General features: G+C 67.4%; 13 protein-coding genes and 1 pseudogene. 9 read left to right on the top strand and 5 right to left on the bottom strand.

The annotated features are described in order from the left end of the window. Positions 1-33 precede the first annotated feature (33 nt). The gene (locus tag G3I60_RS04935; RefSeq protein ID WP_164606549.1) at positions 34-351 is read right to left on the bottom strand and encodes a hypothetical protein; all 318 of its coding nucleotides are present in this window, start codon (positions 349-351) and stop codon (positions 34-36) included. A gap of 298 nt (positions 352-649) precedes the next feature. Here G3I60_RS04935 and G3I60_RS04930 point away from each other — a divergent pair, with 298 nt between their 5' ends. The 5 genes from G3I60_RS04930 (at position 650) to G3I60_RS04910 (ending at position 5,326) form a co-directional block, all read left to right on the top strand. Beyond that, the gene (locus G3I60_RS04930; RefSeq protein WP_164606547.1) at positions 650-1,204 is read left to right on the top strand and encodes a hypothetical protein; all 555 of its coding nucleotides are present in this window, start codon (positions 650-652) and stop codon (positions 1,202-1,204) included. 285 nt (positions 1,205-1,489) lie between these two features. Further along, complete coding sequence (locus G3I60_RS04925) at positions 1,490-2,086, top strand: hypothetical protein (protein WP_164606545.1); 597 nt, start codon at positions 1,490-1,492, stop codon at positions 2,084-2,086. 122 nt (positions 2,087-2,208) lie between these two features. Further along, positions 2,209-3,675, top strand: a complete 1,467-nt coding sequence (locus G3I60_RS04920; protein ID WP_164606543.1) for a hypothetical protein — start codon at positions 2,209-2,211, stop codon at positions 3,673-3,675. Between the two features lie 152 nt (positions 3,676-3,827). Further along, positions 3,828-4,346 (top strand): hypothetical protein, encoded by a 519-nt coding sequence (locus G3I60_RS04915; RefSeq protein ID WP_164606541.1) that lies wholly within the window; start codon positions 3,828-3,830, stop codon positions 4,344-4,346. An 89-nt stretch (positions 4,347-4,435) separates the two neighbouring features. Continuing rightward, complete coding sequence (locus tag G3I60_RS04910) at positions 4,436-5,326, top strand: hypothetical protein (RefSeq protein WP_164606539.1); 891 nt, start codon at positions 4,436-4,438, stop codon at positions 5,324-5,326. A 101-nt stretch (positions 5,327-5,427) separates the two neighbouring features. On the opposite strand, the pseudogene G3I60_RS45120 reads toward G3I60_RS04910, so the two are convergent. Next, a pseudogene (locus G3I60_RS45120) lies at positions 5,428-5,868 on the bottom strand (SAV_6107 family HEPN domain-containing protein); the annotation flags it as partial. A gap of 1,243 nt (positions 5,869-7,111) precedes the next feature. On the opposite strand from G3I60_RS45120, the gene G3I60_RS04900 reads away from it, so the two are divergent. After that, a complete protein-coding gene (locus tag G3I60_RS04900; RefSeq protein ID WP_164606535.1) occupies positions 7,112-7,705 on the top strand; it encodes an alpha/beta hydrolase in 594 nt (197 codons plus the stop codon). Between the two features lie 76 nt (positions 7,706-7,781). On the opposite strand, the gene G3I60_RS04895 is transcribed toward G3I60_RS04900, so the two are convergent. The 3 genes from G3I60_RS04895 to G3I60_RS04885 all read right to left on the bottom strand — a co-directional run bounded on the left by G3I60_RS04895 (position 7,782) and on the right by G3I60_RS04885 (position 10,187). Then, the gene (locus tag G3I60_RS04895; protein ID WP_164606533.1) at positions 7,782-8,963 is read right to left on the bottom strand and encodes an MAB_1171c family putative transporter; all 1,182 of its coding nucleotides are present in this window, start codon (positions 8,961-8,963) and stop codon (positions 7,782-7,784) included. Then, entirely contained in the window at positions 8,960-9,295 is a 336-nt protein-coding gene (locus G3I60_RS04890; RefSeq protein WP_164606531.1) for a hypothetical protein, read from the bottom strand. The genes G3I60_RS04895 and G3I60_RS04890 overlap by 4 nt, the downstream gene beginning before the upstream one ends. Positions 9,296-9,545: 250 nt before the next feature. Beyond that, positions 9,546-10,187 (bottom strand): hypothetical protein, encoded by a 642-nt coding sequence (locus tag G3I60_RS04885; protein ID WP_164606529.1) that lies wholly within the window; start codon positions 10,185-10,187, stop codon positions 9,546-9,548. Positions 10,188-10,448: 261 nt separating this feature from the next. Between G3I60_RS04885 and G3I60_RS04880 the strand changes: the two genes are divergently transcribed. The 3 genes from G3I60_RS04880 (at position 10,449) to G3I60_RS04870 (ending at position 13,601) form a co-directional block, all read left to right on the top strand. Then, positions 10,449-10,844 (top strand): hypothetical protein, encoded by a 396-nt coding sequence (locus tag G3I60_RS04880; protein WP_164606527.1) that lies wholly within the window; start codon positions 10,449-10,451, stop codon positions 10,842-10,844. 1,243 nt (positions 10,845-12,087) lie between these two features. Continuing rightward, positions 12,088-12,867: a hypothetical protein gene (locus G3I60_RS04875; RefSeq protein ID WP_138359489.1), complete on the top strand. Its 780-nt coding sequence runs from the start codon at positions 12,088-12,090 to the stop codon at positions 12,865-12,867. Beyond that, positions 12,864-13,601, top strand: coding sequence for a class F sortase (locus G3I60_RS04870; RefSeq protein ID WP_164293827.1), 738 nt, complete (start codon positions 12,864-12,866; stop codon positions 13,599-13,601). Before G3I60_RS04875 ends, G3I60_RS04870 begins: the two co-directional genes overlap by 4 nt. Positions 13,602-13,825 lie beyond the last annotated feature (224 nt).

The following is a 13,825-nucleotide window of genomic DNA, read 5'->3' as shown; positions in this document are numbered from 1 at the left end:
AGTTCCTTTGCGAGGTGGAGTGCGGCGGGAAGATCAGAGGGAGCCGGTACCGGCCGCCAAAATGGCGTTGGCCTCGTTCACGGCGGCGATGGTGACTTTGAGGAGTTCGGCCCCGGCCGCCCCCATGGCCTGCGCCTTGGTCAAGCCCAAGTTGAGCGCCAGTTCGTAGTCGGCCAGGACCATGTCCAGCGCCTGATCGGTGGTGAAGCGCTCCATCAGGAAGAGCGGCGACAACCCGAACTTGGGTGAGCCGATACGGGCGGCCGCAGCCACGATCGGGGCCAACAACTCGGCGAGTTCCTCGGCCGTAGTCGGCATGTCCGGGTGCAGCTTCGGCGTCTCAACGGCCATGGGGGTGCCTTTCGTTCGGGTGCGGACTGTCCGGGGTTGCTCTCCCCGTGCTGTCCGGCGGTGTGGGAATGACGTTACACATCAGTCGCTAATCTGTACAGCTCCGAGCGTCATTGAACAAAATTGATCTCAGTTTTTCCCATGCGATCTGGGAATCTAGTTCACGGGTTGCGCTGTGCGTGCTCGGAACTGTACGGTTCTGGTGTCGGAAGGGGAACACCCCGGAACGACACAAACCCCGTACGCCCCGGGAGAGCAACCCGGGGCGTACGGGACCGCCCGAACGAAAGGCACCACCATGAGCACTCTCACCGCTCCCCCCAGCGCCCCCGTGTACGTCATGGTCGAGACCCTCCCCGACGGACGCGTCTCCCGCGTCGACCTCCTCGACGGCCCCCCGCCCGCCGATGAGATGCCGCTGCTCGCCACCATCTGGACCGCCGACCTCCCCAAGGCCGATGACGTGGCTGCCCCCGCCAAGCGCATCTACGATCTTCAGTTCAACGGCGAGTACGCCGACGACAACCCCGCCACCTGGGCCAGCGCCCAGCGCAAGGCCCGGACCTTCCAAGGCAGCAAGGCGTTCGCAACGCTCCGCAAGATCGAAGCGGAAATGATCGGCCACGGCGTCTACGGGGCCCGCGCCCAGCTGGTGATGTGCCAGACGTGGGGTGTCGCTCTCGAACACGGCGGCGTACGGCACTCCATCGCCCTGTTCCGCGACGGCTGGTGCCACACCTGCGACGAGGGCACCACGGACTTCTTCACCGGGCCGCCCCTCGCCCCCGCCCACGCCTCACCCGCCGACGTGGCGAACGCGTTCATCACCGCACTCGCCGACTACATCGCATAGCGCCGACGGCACCGCGCCCCGCCCGGCCCCGGGCGGTGCGCCCCGCCCCGTGCCCAGGCCGGCCACGTCGCGACACGGAGCAGGGCGCGCACCACCACCCCGCAACCACTGGACCACCGCAGTCGCGCGCAACGCGCCCGCGCGCGTAAGAGCGGTCCAAATATTCCAAAAATTGCGCGCTCGGCAGGTTGCATCTCCTCCTTTCGGAGCTGCCCGCCGGTGGACCGTACGCCCCGCCGCCCCGCTCACTACTACCTCGCCCGATCACTGCTGAGGAGATCCCGCATGTCTATTACCCCCGTTGCCTTGACGACCCTTGAGCCGCTTCCGCCCCGGCCCATCGGTTTCGTGGAGGGCGACCAGGTGACCAAGGCCGTCAGTGGCCGCACCTGGGTTCGTCACGGTGGTGTCTGGCGCATCCTGTCCGGTGCTGAGCCCGTCACGTTCTCGGATACGGCGGTGAGTCGGTGGCTGACCCACCGTCGTCCCGGCGGTCAGGCGTCCGTCCGGTTCACACCGACGTTCCCGCCGTTCTCCCTCCCGCTGCCCGGGGTCTCGTTCACCACACCGGATGCGACTGCCCTTGGGCTGAGGGACTGCTCCGAGATGCTGCCGTTCCTGGCGTGCAGCAACGAGTCAACGTTCAGGAGCCTGCGGGACATGGTGCCCGCTGACCGGCGGAACGACCCGGATGTCGTCTCGACACTCCCTCTGTCTCTGCCCATCGACACGGTCAGCGGCGGTCTCACCGTGCTGTCGGACCAGAACCCGGACGCAGAGAAGTCAGTCAGCGTCGCCGACGGCCGCATCTATGTGCGGTCCACGGGTGAGTACGGCGTCACTACGCACCTGTACGTGCAGGCCGCCACCTCCCTGCTTTGACGGTGTGGGGCCGGACCGACCGATACGAGTCCGCCCGGCCCCTCACCCCCGCTCCCATCCGCCTCGCCATCCGGAGGTTCTTCATGCCCACGACCAGCCCCACCGCCGTCGACCATGTCGTCATGCCGAAACTGCGCACCGTCACCGCAGAGAACGGGTGCCGCGCCTACCGGTTCCACACTGACGAGGGCGAGTTCGAGGTGTACCGGGACGTCGAATGGTGGAGCGTTGACCGGCTGTGGGAGGGGGAAGGCCGGGCACCAGTGATCCGGCAGGGGGCAAGCCGCAAGCGGGCCGTGCTGGATGCACTGGTGTGGCGGCTGGCCCAGCGCGAGCACAAGCTCCCGGGATTGGTCACCCCCCAGTACGCGCCCATCCACTTCGCCATGAAGCGCATGTTTCCGTGTGCGGGGCCGGACCGTGAAGGGTTCTTCCTGGACGAGGCCAGGGGACCGCGGCACGCGCGTTCGCTGCACGCCTCGTATTTCGTTCAGTGGCGGCCGCCCGTCGCCCAGGTTGCGGCCTTCCGCCCGCCTGGCGTCGCCCGAGGTGCAGCGATGGCCACGCTCCTGCGGAAGAAGGGATACGCGGCGGTGGTCAGCCCCGTAGCGGGCGATGTTCTCATCCTGGACGCCGCCGCAGCAGCCAAGATCGTGCCGCTGAGGGATCGTGCTGAGAGCCTTGTCGGCGGGTTCACGGAGTTTTGGTGGAAGCACCCGGGCACCAAGCTCCCTGTGCCGCGCGACGTCGTGGTGTCTCTCGTCCTGCGGGTGCTTCTGCAGGAGAAGGACGGGGGGCGCGCCGAGTGGGGGCCGGACGAGACGTTGGTACTCAGCGAGCCTGAGGGCGACCGTCCGCACGTCATGCGTCTTACTCCCCGCCCGGATGCGCGGACGGCCGTCATCAGCTCAATGGCGGGCTTTCCCAACGGGGACGGGCCGATCACCCTCGCCGCGGCACGTAAGGCGCTGATGGCGGCCGGCGTGCCCATGCTGCGCAGCGACTACATGCGGGGCACGGGTGCGCGGCTCTACCCAGTGGATGGCGACGCCCTCGCAGCGTGGGTTGTTCCCGCGATCAACGCGCGGGAGATGAAGCCGTCCCCGGACGCGCCGATCGAGGACCGCCGAGCTTGGCAGAAGTTCATGACCCAGTGCGCCACGGCACTGCGGGATGCCGGGTGGGTCCAGGAGAGCGAAGCCATGCACGAGGGAGCGGTGTTCCGCAGGCCGGGCGTCGAGCCGGCCGCGCACCGGCCGCCGCAACTCACCCTTGGGTGCGATGCGAGAGAGGACCCGTTCGCCCATCACGTGGCGGCGGCACTCCGCGAGGCCGGCCATCGGGCGCGGCGCCAGGCGGGGGGCGTCAACGACGGCTTCGCGGTGTACGCCCCGGCGTTCGTTCGCGACTCGGTATGGGTGGAGCACTGCCAGGACGGCGACAACAGATTGCCCCGGGATCCATCGGAGCGTGCGAGGTTCCGCCAGGCCGTGAGGGCGTACAAGCGGACGCTGAGCGAGCGGGGCTTTCACGTGGAGGACGACCGGGGCGCGGTGAACGTGATCGGGGTGTCCGTGCGGCGACCCTAGCTGAGCCCGGGGCCCGGGTCGGTGCGGAAACGTACAGCGCCGGGCCCCACGTTCTCTCTCGTGAATCCACCACAAGGCGCTCGGTGCTGTATAGTTTGTGCTGTTGGTGGGAGAGCAACCCGCCACCACACCCAACGAAGGGCAGCCACCCCATGAGCGCGCACACGCTGACACCCGGGTCCGTCACGACCGTCCCGGAGGCCGTCGAACTCCTGCTTGCCGCGATCGGCCAACGGGTCCGCCCCGTCTGGGACTACGGATGGGCCTACATCGACTGGGCACTGCCCGTCGGATCGGTCTCGGTCACCATCAGCAGCCTTGGCGGCGCCGCGAGTATCCGACTCACCCTCCACCACGTGCCCCTGCCCATCGCGGAAGCCGCTCTGCGCGTCGCCACCGCGCGGCAGGATCCCGCCTCCGACGCGCACATTCACGGAGCAGCGGCACTGCGCCTGCACCGGGCCGCACCCGCGCTCTCCAACATCGACGGAGAACACGGCTACTCCGGAGACCACTACCAGGGCTGGGGCACCACGGTGCTCGGGGCCGAGTTCATCAACGTGAAGATCCCGGCCTGCGCTCCGGACGGCGACGAAACCACCGTGACCGTGTACCTGTCGCGGGGCAAGAGCTGGGCCGCCGTCGCGGCCATCATCGCCGCCATCCAGTAGCCGAGTCGCCGGGCGGTGCCGCCACGTGCCGCCGCCCGGCACCCTCACCGCACCCCGATCCTCCCTGCACCCAGACAGGACGCCTCGCCATGCCCCGGAACACCAAGCAGCCCACCCCGTACCAGCTCCAGGTACTCCAGGCCGCCGCCGCCCACCCCGAGGGGCGGTTGCCCGACGGCACGAACCCCAACTCCCTCGACCACCTCTACGCCGCCCGCTGGATCGTGGAAGTCACCGCCGCTGGCGACGGTGCCAACCTGGCCCGCATGGCCGGGTACAGCGGATTCACCCACTGGCGCATCACGAGAGCGGGCCGCGCCGCGCTGCTGGCTCCCGAGCAACATGACGCGGTGTTCAGCGCGGACTTGATGACCGGCAAGCTCGCGTTGACCCCGTCGCCGACCGTCGTGGAATCCCTCCTTGGTTCGGCCCTGGTCGAGTTCCGGGCCACGACGGGAGCTGTTCGTCCGACCGACGGGTCAGTGAAAGGTGAAGCGGCGCTCAACCACGTGTTCCTCACCCCGGCCGGCCTGCGGGTGGTCGGCCGCTACAGGCTGGCGCACGAGCTGGAGCAGCAGCGGGCCGCCGATCCCATCGCCGGTGACCTGCTCATCGCTGCCTTGGCCGAGTGGGACATCCCCGCGGAGTACCTGATCGACGTCGACGGCTACTCGCACGTGGTGCACCGGTCACCCGGACTTTGGATCTACTTCCACGTCGTCGACCTGCCGGGGATGCCGTGGCCAATGTCGAGCGCGGTCCACCGCGCCAGCGAGCACACGGGCTGGTACGCGGGCATCAACGAGGGCGGCGACATTCAGGAGATGTGGGGCGTCGACGGGGACGGGTGCGCCGTCGACAGTGCGCGCACCGCCGAAGCCCTCGCCGAATGGATCACCAACCCCTCCGCTAAACAGCCGGCCGGGCCACCCCTGCGGCGGCCCGGCCTGGCCGCCCTCGCGCCTGAGCGTGGTTTGTGAACCGCATTGATCGGTAGTCGCGGTTCCGGGCCGAGCGTCGAATCCGTGGTGGCGGCGTCGGCCTGCGGTCGGGCGGCCGAAGGATGGTGACCCACGGACCGCTACGCGAGCCGGGCCTCATCTACCAGCCACCGAGGGAGGGCAGCAAGGGCCGAGGACTCAGACTCGCTATCCGTTGATTCCGCGACCACAGGGAATCCGCTCTTTGAGGCTTCAAGGAGCTGTCTCACTTGCTCCAAGAAATCTTCGGAATTCCGAATCATCTGCTCGGCGCCATGTGCATTTGTTGCGTCAGCGATACCAGCTTCGGCCCTGGCTCTCGTTCGAGCTCCTGCTCCGAAATACCGGGAAAACTCGGCTAGTTCGGGGGCAATTTCAGGCAAGACCTCCCATGCGCTGCGAATGCGCGGTCTCCGCCGAGCCCCTACTGTCTCTGGCCGCCCCCGTATGGCAAGAACGGCTGCGGCCGCACGCAGTGCAGCCAAATGAGCCGTCGCGTACTGCTCCGATGGGGAGCGCAAGGAACGAGCCTCCTCCAGTCCTATCGCAGCCAACTCCAGCAGGGAATTGCCTGTGACGTGAGGCCGTGGCCCAACGGGAGGCACGATGGTGGGGCGGAAGGGGGGAACCGGCGCAGTCCCCGACGGGCATCGGTCGTGCCCCCGGGCTCTTCCGCCCACTTCAGGTGGTTTGCTTTCTCCGGCGAGGCCCGGGTGATCGCCGCCGGCGCCCCCTCTGCTCCCCCTGTCTCCTGCCAAATTGGATGCAAGAGCCCGTCGAAGCTCCGGAAGGAACCCTGGGCTTCCCGAGGCTTCACTGGCACTCTTCTCAACGAACGGCGCCGAGGTACGAGCGACGTTAGCCAGAACTTGAAATGCGAAGGACTTAGCGCGCACTGATCTGTCCCCCCCGCCGCTCCGGGCCCGCAGCCAGATCCTCTTGCGGTAGTTCATCCCCAGTAGGACTCGGGCTCGGCACTGCGACCAACTGCGTGCTGCCCGTGGGGATTCCCTGTTTGGCGAGCTGTTGCAGGATCTTCGGAGCAGCGATACCTACGGTCACCGCCGCAAGCGCTCCCGCGACCTGATGAGCAGCCCCAAACGCCGCAGCTAGACCAGTACCGACGCCCAGCCGAATTGCAACGGCAACGAGGTACGGGGCAATCGCTGGGTTGCCCTTCCGTTTCCATGGCCATCCGTCGCTGGTGTGGATGGCTGTGTACAAGTCCAAGCCCTCGATGAGCGCCGCACCCAGGAGGCCCCAGAGGCTCGCCTGTATGACTGGCATGGATGAGTCCTTCCCCCGCCTTGCCCTGATTCCTGACCGCCCGCACGGCACACGAACGACGGACCCCAGCTTCGCAGGTCGCATCACCACTGGCCGCGGAATCAGACAACCCAGACTTGCACTGCCCTATCAGCTTGTTGGCCTTCTCAGCACAAGGCGCTTCTGCCGGGCGCGTAGCAGCGTCACCGCTACCCTGCTGCTCTGGGCGCAGGGTCAAGGCCGCGGTTCGCGATCTTGGTGTGGCGGCGACTGGGTTCGTACTCTGGTTCGTGCTCCGGGCTCATCCTGATCAGGACGGGCCGGGAGCCGACCATGACCAGGTCGAAGAAGCGATGAACGGCGAACAGGGGAATCAACGTGGCGAACGGTGTCGAGCGGCTGACGATACGGACCGACCGGAACAAATTGGTCGATGTGTACAAGTCGACACACATCGGTGTAGCGCCCCGGCCTGCTGTTCTCCTGTGGCACGGACTCGGGCCAAATGAGCGGGACGTCATGGGCGCGATCGGGGAGCAGCTTGCCGCCCTGGGCATTCCGGCGTTCGCTGCAGATTGGCAGTCGGACGCGAAGGACGGAGGGCAAGCGGACCTGCTCAACTCACTGGAACTCGTACGGAAGAACGCAGGCGAGCACGGGGGAGACGGGCGGCTGGTGACAGCCGGCTGGTCGGCCGGGGCAGGGCCGGCCGTGTCGATGGCATTCCGTCCGGAGCTGGTGGACGGATGGCGCCCGCTCGCGGTGGTCGGTCTGTCCGGTCGCTACGACCTCGTGGCGCGCTCGTCAGGGACTCCGCCGATTGAGGAACTGGCTGTGACGACCGCCGCGCCGGTGCCTGTGTGGTTGGCGCACGGGACGGCGGACGACGTCCTGGACTGGCAGGAGTCGCAGACATTCGCGCGCGCCGTACTCGATCGGGGATGGCCGGTGCACTGGGAGCCAGTCGACACCGATCACGCGGGGATCTTGGGGACAGCGTACGACGCGGCGGCGCAGCGCTGCGTGCCGTCACTCTCGGAGCGCCCCCAGCGGGGTCTCCGAACCGCGGTACGACTGATCGAATCGGCGGTACGCGGCTTCGAAGTCCTGTAGATGCGCGCGCCGCCCGACCCGCGTGTTCCGGGTCGGGCGGCGTCCTGCACTGCGTGAAGCGTCCAGGTGTGATCCGTCAGCCGGCCGCGGGCGCCAACGAAGAGTTAGGCGCTGCGTCTGCGACCTGGCTCTTGAAGTGGAAGGCAATACGCAGCAGAAGGCGCATCTCCTGCGCCGCAGTATCAGCCGGCACACGGGAGTCGGCGTACTCGACCGGGGTCGCGGCCGGGCGCCCTTCCTGATGAGCGTGTAGCGCGTCGCGAATCTGCTCGGCGGTAACTGCCGCGGCGCACTCTGTACCGGTGAGCTGCACGTGGCGGGCTTCGGCCGAGTTGCGGGCACTGGCGCGTAGGTATGGCCGGAGTTCGATCATGCCGTCGCGGATCTCGGTACTGCGCCGGTACAGGGCGAAGTTGATCGAGCCCAGCCGCAGGAAGGTGCTGCGCTGCGACGGGGCCTCGACCGCGGTGATCTCCGGGGAAGCGCCGTGGAGGGCTTCCCACAGCGGGCCGAGACGCTGATAGGTGTAGTGCTCGTTGACCCACGTGTAGGTTTCGCGCCCGCGGTCGACGAGGGTGGGTAGGAGGTAGCCGATGCTGGTGAGCAGGGCGCCCAGGTCGCCGCACAGCCACGCAAGGTCGAGCCACTTCACATCGGCCATGCCAAGGAGGTTCGCGGAGCGGATAACGCTCTGGCCGATGGTGATGAGAGCGCCCACAGCGATGATGCGCAGGCTCCAGGCTACCCAGGAGACTCCCACGCGGCGCGCGAGCTTCCAGCACTGAACGGTTAGGTACGCCTGAGCGGCGGTGTAGGCGGCGATGTAGATGCTCAGGTACGTGGCGTAGGACCACTCCCGCACCTGGAAGGTCGCGAAGTCGTCGGGAGGGATCTGGAAGAAGGTCACCATCAGGCCCGCGATGACGACAGCGCCGACGGCGAAGAACCACTTCGCTGCGCGTCGGGCTTGGCTGGGGGCGTAGGCCCAGTAGGCGATGACGCTGGTCTGGCAGGTGCACACGAGCATGACCCAGCTCTGTGAGAGCGGGACGGCGATGTTGGTGACGCCGAAGGTGCTGTCGATGCGGGACCAGATCGGCGGCATCTCGATGATGAAGGAGCCGGCGGAGGCCAGGTAGGTCAGAGCCAGCAGCAGGAGCGCTGGGTGTGTCTTCGTCTTGCTGCTTTTCAGACCCCAGAGCAATAGGACGAATCCCAGACTGGATATGGCCAGGCAGTAGGGGTGCAGCGCGCTCACTCTGTGTTGCTCTTCCGTCGTATGAGGGTTTGCATGACCCGATCAGCGTCCGCCCCCTGCGTGGCAGGAGTGCTGTTCGCGTGGCGGACATGCGCTTGCAGGTAGGTGCCGATGATCTCGGCTTCGAGCTCTTGCTCGTCGTCGTACCGGGCCCGGCACAGAACCATCTGAATCAGGTCAAGGTCTACGTCCCCGAGGATGACCCCCTCGGCGGACGCCGGCGGTACCTCCTGGGTGCCCGAATGTCCCTTGAGAAGGTGGCCGAACTCATGTCCGATGATGTCGTCCTGGTGGATGGTGCTGGTGCTCGGGTCGTACCCGATGTAGTTCACCCCGTTGACCTTGACCACCAGGCCACACGGGGTGCCTCCATCAGCGGGGAGGGTCGGTGAGATGACGATCGGTTCGCCGATCAGCTTCTCGATGTATCCGCGCAGCTCGCGGACACTCTCAACGCGAGGAAGATCCAGAGACCGGACGAAACTGCGGCACCTGTCGAGGACTGGCTGCGCCAGTGCCGCTCCCTCGACTCGGTTGGTGCGGCGTGAGCGGCGCCTCATGGATCGCTCCTCGTGCTGATTGTCAGGTGGCCCCCGGATCGCCTTCGGTCGGGGTGTGCAGTTCGGCCGGCAACCCTTCGGCTAGGCGGAAGTTTTCGATGAAGGACTTCACGGTGGATAGGCCCGCGTCGCTGAGACCGACCGATCGCATCGCGATGCTGGACACGCGTTGGTCCTGGAGGCTCTTCAGCGTCTCCGCGCTCACCCCATGTCGACTCAGTCGGGCCAGCTCATCCAACTGCGCCGCCAGTGCCTCGGGGGCGGTGCCCTCGGCCATCTTCTGAGTGAATTTGGCGAGCTGACGATGCAGGGCGTCGGGCGTTGCACCCGAGACCTTCAACTCGTTGAGCTTGATGATCAAGGCGTTAACGGACTGCGCCGTGGCGGCGTTGAGCCAGTAGTCCCGCGGTACTCCGAACAGGTCCGCCAGCGAGTCCATCATCCTCAGCGTGGGGTTGTTGGCTTTGCCGGTACGGAGCTGCCACATGTAGGTGCCCGAGAAGCTCGGGAGACCCCGGTCCTCCAGCATCTGTACAACCTGCGGGTTGCTGAAGGGCCCGCGTGGATCGTTGCGGCACAAGAAGTCTAGGCGCTCGGCGAAGGTGCCCCTGGCGGGCTCGTCTGGCGCCTCTTCCGGAGTCTGCGCCCCGTGGGCTTGGGTCACGGCGACTCCCCCCTCCGTTGATTCTGAGTTAAATACCGATAGGCAAAATGGCCGAACTTCTGCTTAGGATAGCAACTGGAACTTGCTCCTCCGGCCCTCGTGCTGGACTGCTCGCGCGACGTAAGCGGGTGATCCCTGTCTGTTACGGTGGGGAGATCGAACGGGCATTCGAAATCGGCGCGACGGGACGGGTACGTGAGGCATCTCCCCACTGAGCAACACCAGCAGGCGCCAGCGACGGCGCTGTGGCAGCAACTGACGATGAACCGCGAGATCACGTTCACGCTCGGTCCCGAAGTCAGCCCGCTCGACGCCATGGCGCGGACGGCTGCGTTCGTCCGCCGAACTCTGCCCATGCTCCTGAAGGGGAACCCCGTTGCTGACGCGACCAGCCGGGATGTTTTGGCGGTAGTCACCGAAATCACGGACATCACCGCTCGACACCGGTGCAACGCCGACATCATCGGCCGCGTCGTGTTCGATGGCGCCCACATCACAGTCTCCATGGGGCAGATGCACAGACTTCTGCCCGCCCCCGAGGAAGAGCCTGGCCTCTACCTCGTACGCCGCCTTGTCGACGACCTCGGCCAGTACCGCGGCGACGAGGGCGGCTACACGACCTGGGCGTCAGTGCCGGTTCGATCAAGCACGCAGTAGTTCTAGGCGGTCCGAGCGGCGCGGGAGTGGGAGCCCGCCTGCACTCGTCCGACTCCCGGGCTAGCGGGAACGGGCGGGGGAGGACCTGCCGTGTATCGGCCTCTGCTGCCGCACCCAACAACTGGGGTGGACTGCTTCCCGCCGCGGCCGGCGGCCGACGTGGCGCGCCGAGAGCGGTTCGCGTAGATGCACGAGCGCCCTCCAGGTGGCGTTGCCGAGGTGCGGCGGCACGCCGGGGCTCGGCCGAGGGGCGTCGGTCCGAATGCAGGCGAACCGCCTGCACCTCTCAATCGACTTCAATGGCGTGGCATTTCTGCCTGCGTTCCACCGCAGAAAGCGCCGAACTGTCTTCGGGACTGACTGACGCCCAGGTTGCGGCGTCGGTGCTTGCTGTGCAGCAAGGCCCCGGGGGTCGGCCGCCGTCTATCCCGCGGGTTGGGGAATGAGGTCAATCCTCACGGGCGATTGGCGCGGGGGGAGGCTGGACCGCAGTTCGCCCGAGGTGAATTCTTGCCTGGCGGAGCACGGGCTCCGTATCTCCGGAGAAACCCCTCCCTGGTGCGCCCGGCGAACTCCTCGCATTCCATGGTGCTGTGTCGCACGTCACAGGACATGTCCATATAGTGGACGGTCTGACAGAGAAGGTCGGCTGCGCGCGGCTGGCCCTTGTGGCTGCCCCTAGGAGTTCCGCGAGGGGTGCTCCTAGTTGGGCCAGTTGAAGCCCGACACGGTAAGTAGCCATCAAAGTAGCCACGGAGGGGGCTGCTGGAGGTGTCTTCGCAGGTGAGAGCGCTGCGGTGATTGTCCCCGGCGTATATGGCCGACTCGTCCGCCGCCTTATATCGCCGCAGGTCAGAGCGTGATTTTCAGGGCGGTCATTCCGGCCGGATCGAATCCGGCTCGAATGTGCCATCAAGAGCGCCCGCCGCACGCGCGGCTTGGTTGCGCAAACGTGGAGGCCCTGACCAGGGACGATTCCGGAGCGGAGAGCGGAAGGCCATACTCCCCGTACATCCGTGTTTTGTCCGGAAGGCTCGGAGAGGGCGCGATCGCCGCACGACGGTCTTCTGGGCTTTACCGCAACCCAGACCCATCCGGTGCTGGTGTCAGTTCCGAATACAGGGTGTGAGTTGATCCCGGCGGCCTTGGTAAAGCCCCTTCGGTCGCTGTTCCTCCCTATGGCACAGGAGCCCCTCATCCCATACGGCACCGGACTGCCGCGGGGGTTCGTTTGGAGCACGCCATGAACAAGACTCTCCTCCCCCTGGTGGGTATCGCCGCGTTCGCCATCCCGCTGGCGCTGCCCGCGGTGGCATCCGCGCAGTCCACCGGCGGCGGTGCGAACTATCAGGCCACCCTCGACCCGGTGGCCACCAACATGGTCGACGGATCCGGCATGGCCACCGTCACCCTGTCGGGCAACCAGGCCACCGTCTCGGTGACCGCCAACCAGCTGCTCGACGCCTCCCCGCACGCCCAGCACATCCACATCAAGGGCTCGGGTGAATGCCCGAAGGCGGACGCGGCCCATGACCACAACGGGCACAAAGCCATCAGCACCACCGACGGTCTGCCCGCCTACGGCAAGATCGGCACGTCCCTGACCACCAAGGGCGACACCAGCCCGAACAGCGCGCTGGCCATCGACCGCTTCCCGGCCACCGGCTCGTTCCACTACACCCGCACCATCACCGTGACCCCGGACGTGGCGGCCGCAGTGCGGGCCGACAACGCCGTGATCGTCGTGCACGGCATCGACTACAACCACAACGGCAAGTACGACAACGTCCTGGGCGCCAGCGAGCTGGACCCGAAGCTCCCCCAGGAAGCCACCGCCCCCGCCATCTGCGGAGCCCTCAACGCCATGCCCACCGGGGGAGCGGGCACCGGTGACGGAGCCACCCAGGCCTCCACCGGCGGCAACAGCGCTGATCTGATCGCCACCGGCCTGGGCGCCGCAGCGGTCGCGGCACTGGCCGGCACCCTGATCCTGCGGCGCAGGAACGCCGCAGCCCAGCGATGACCGACGGGACCGGGCCCGGCACCAGCCCCGAGCCGGACCCGGAAGCCGCCGCCCCCCGTCCGGCGGGGGGCGGCACCCGCCGCCGCACCATCATCGGACTCACCGCAGCACTGGCCCTGGCCGCAGCCGGCGCCGCCGTCGCCCTCACCGGCGGGCCCAGCAGCAGCGTCCCGCCACCCCAGCCCCCAGCCGTGGCAGCACCGGCTACCACGGCACCCCCCACACCACCCCGGCCCCCCGGCACACCGGCGCCGCACTCCTTCACCGGACCCGTACTCTCGGCATCCGTACCGGTGGCCCTGGATATCCCCGCCATCGGCGTCCACACCACGCTGCTGTCCCTGGGCCGCAACCCCGACGGAACCGTCCAGGTCCCCTGGAAGCCCCTGAAGGCCGGCTGGTACAAGAACTCACCCACGCCCGGTCAGCTCGGCGCCTCCGTCATCCTCGGCCACGTCGACTCGAAGGAGACCGGGCCCGCCGTGTTCTACCGGCTCGGCGCCCTCAAAGCGGGCACCCGCATCAGCGTCACCCGGGCCGACGGCACCACCGCCGCCTTCACCACCGACTCCGTGCGGGCCTACCCCAAGGACGACTTCCCCACCCTCGACGTCTACGCCACAAACGCTGACCGGCCCCAACTCCGCCTCATCACCTGCGGCAATTGGGACCCTGGAACCCACACCTACCTTGGCAACATCGTCGCCTTCGCCACCCTCACCGGCACCGCCTAAGATCACCTTGCCCGGGTGCCAAGCGGCCAACCGCCGGCCTGACTCACCTGCTCAGAGGACGACTGAACGAACAACTGTCAAGGCAGGGGACCGTTCGGGCAGGTCGGCGTCATCGAGTGGGCAGATCCCCTGGATGCGTTGGGCGGCGTCACCGACGCCCCTTAAAGGAGACGAAATGTTCGGTTATCGCGTTCCCGCCCCCGACGAGGCGATGCTGATTTCAG

This window comes from Streptomyces sp. SID13666, assembly GCF_010548325.1.
Taxonomy (GTDB): Bacteria; Actinomycetota; Actinomycetes; order Streptomycetales; family Streptomycetaceae; genus Actinacidiphila; species Actinacidiphila fildesensis.
The sequence above is the reverse complement of the archived record's forward strand: the minus strand, read 5'-3'. Positions and strand labels throughout refer to the sequence as shown.

What these genes read in the sequence shown, in the direction of transcription:
- G3I60_RS04920 (WP_164606543.1), top strand. Translation starts at nt 2,209, where the DNA reads ATGCCGAAACTGCGCACCGTCACCGCAGAGAACGGGTGCCGCGCCTAC.
- G3I60_RS04875 (WP_138359489.1), top strand. Translation starts at nt 12,088, where the DNA reads ATGAACAAGACTCTCCTCCCCCTGGTGGGTATCGCCGCGTTCGCCATC.
- G3I60_RS04930 (WP_164606547.1), top strand. Translation starts at nt 650, where the DNA reads ATGAGCACTCTCACCGCTCCCCCCAGCGCCCCCGTGTACGTCATGGTC.
- G3I60_RS04915 (WP_164606541.1), top strand. Translation starts at nt 3,828, where the DNA reads ATGAGCGCGCACACGCTGACACCCGGGTCCGTCACGACCGTCCCGGAG.
- G3I60_RS04870 (WP_164293827.1), top strand. Translation starts at nt 12,864, where the DNA reads ATGACCGACGGGACCGGGCCCGGCACCAGCCCCGAGCCGGACCCGGAA.
- G3I60_RS04900 (WP_164606535.1), top strand. Translation starts at nt 7,112, where the DNA reads ATGGGCGCGATCGGGGAGCAGCTTGCCGCCCTGGGCATTCCGGCGTTC.
- G3I60_RS04925 (WP_164606545.1), top strand. Translation starts at nt 1,490, where the DNA reads ATGTCTATTACCCCCGTTGCCTTGACGACCCTTGAGCCGCTTCCGCCC.
- G3I60_RS04935 (WP_164606549.1), bottom strand. Translation starts at nt 351, where the DNA reads ATGGCCGTTGAGACGCCGAAGCTGCACCCGGACATGCCGACTACGGCC.
- G3I60_RS04880 (WP_164606527.1), top strand. Translation starts at nt 10,449, where the DNA reads ATGAACCGCGAGATCACGTTCACGCTCGGTCCCGAAGTCAGCCCGCTC.
- G3I60_RS04910 (WP_164606539.1), top strand. Translation starts at nt 4,436, where the DNA reads ATGCCCCGGAACACCAAGCAGCCCACCCCGTACCAGCTCCAGGTACTC.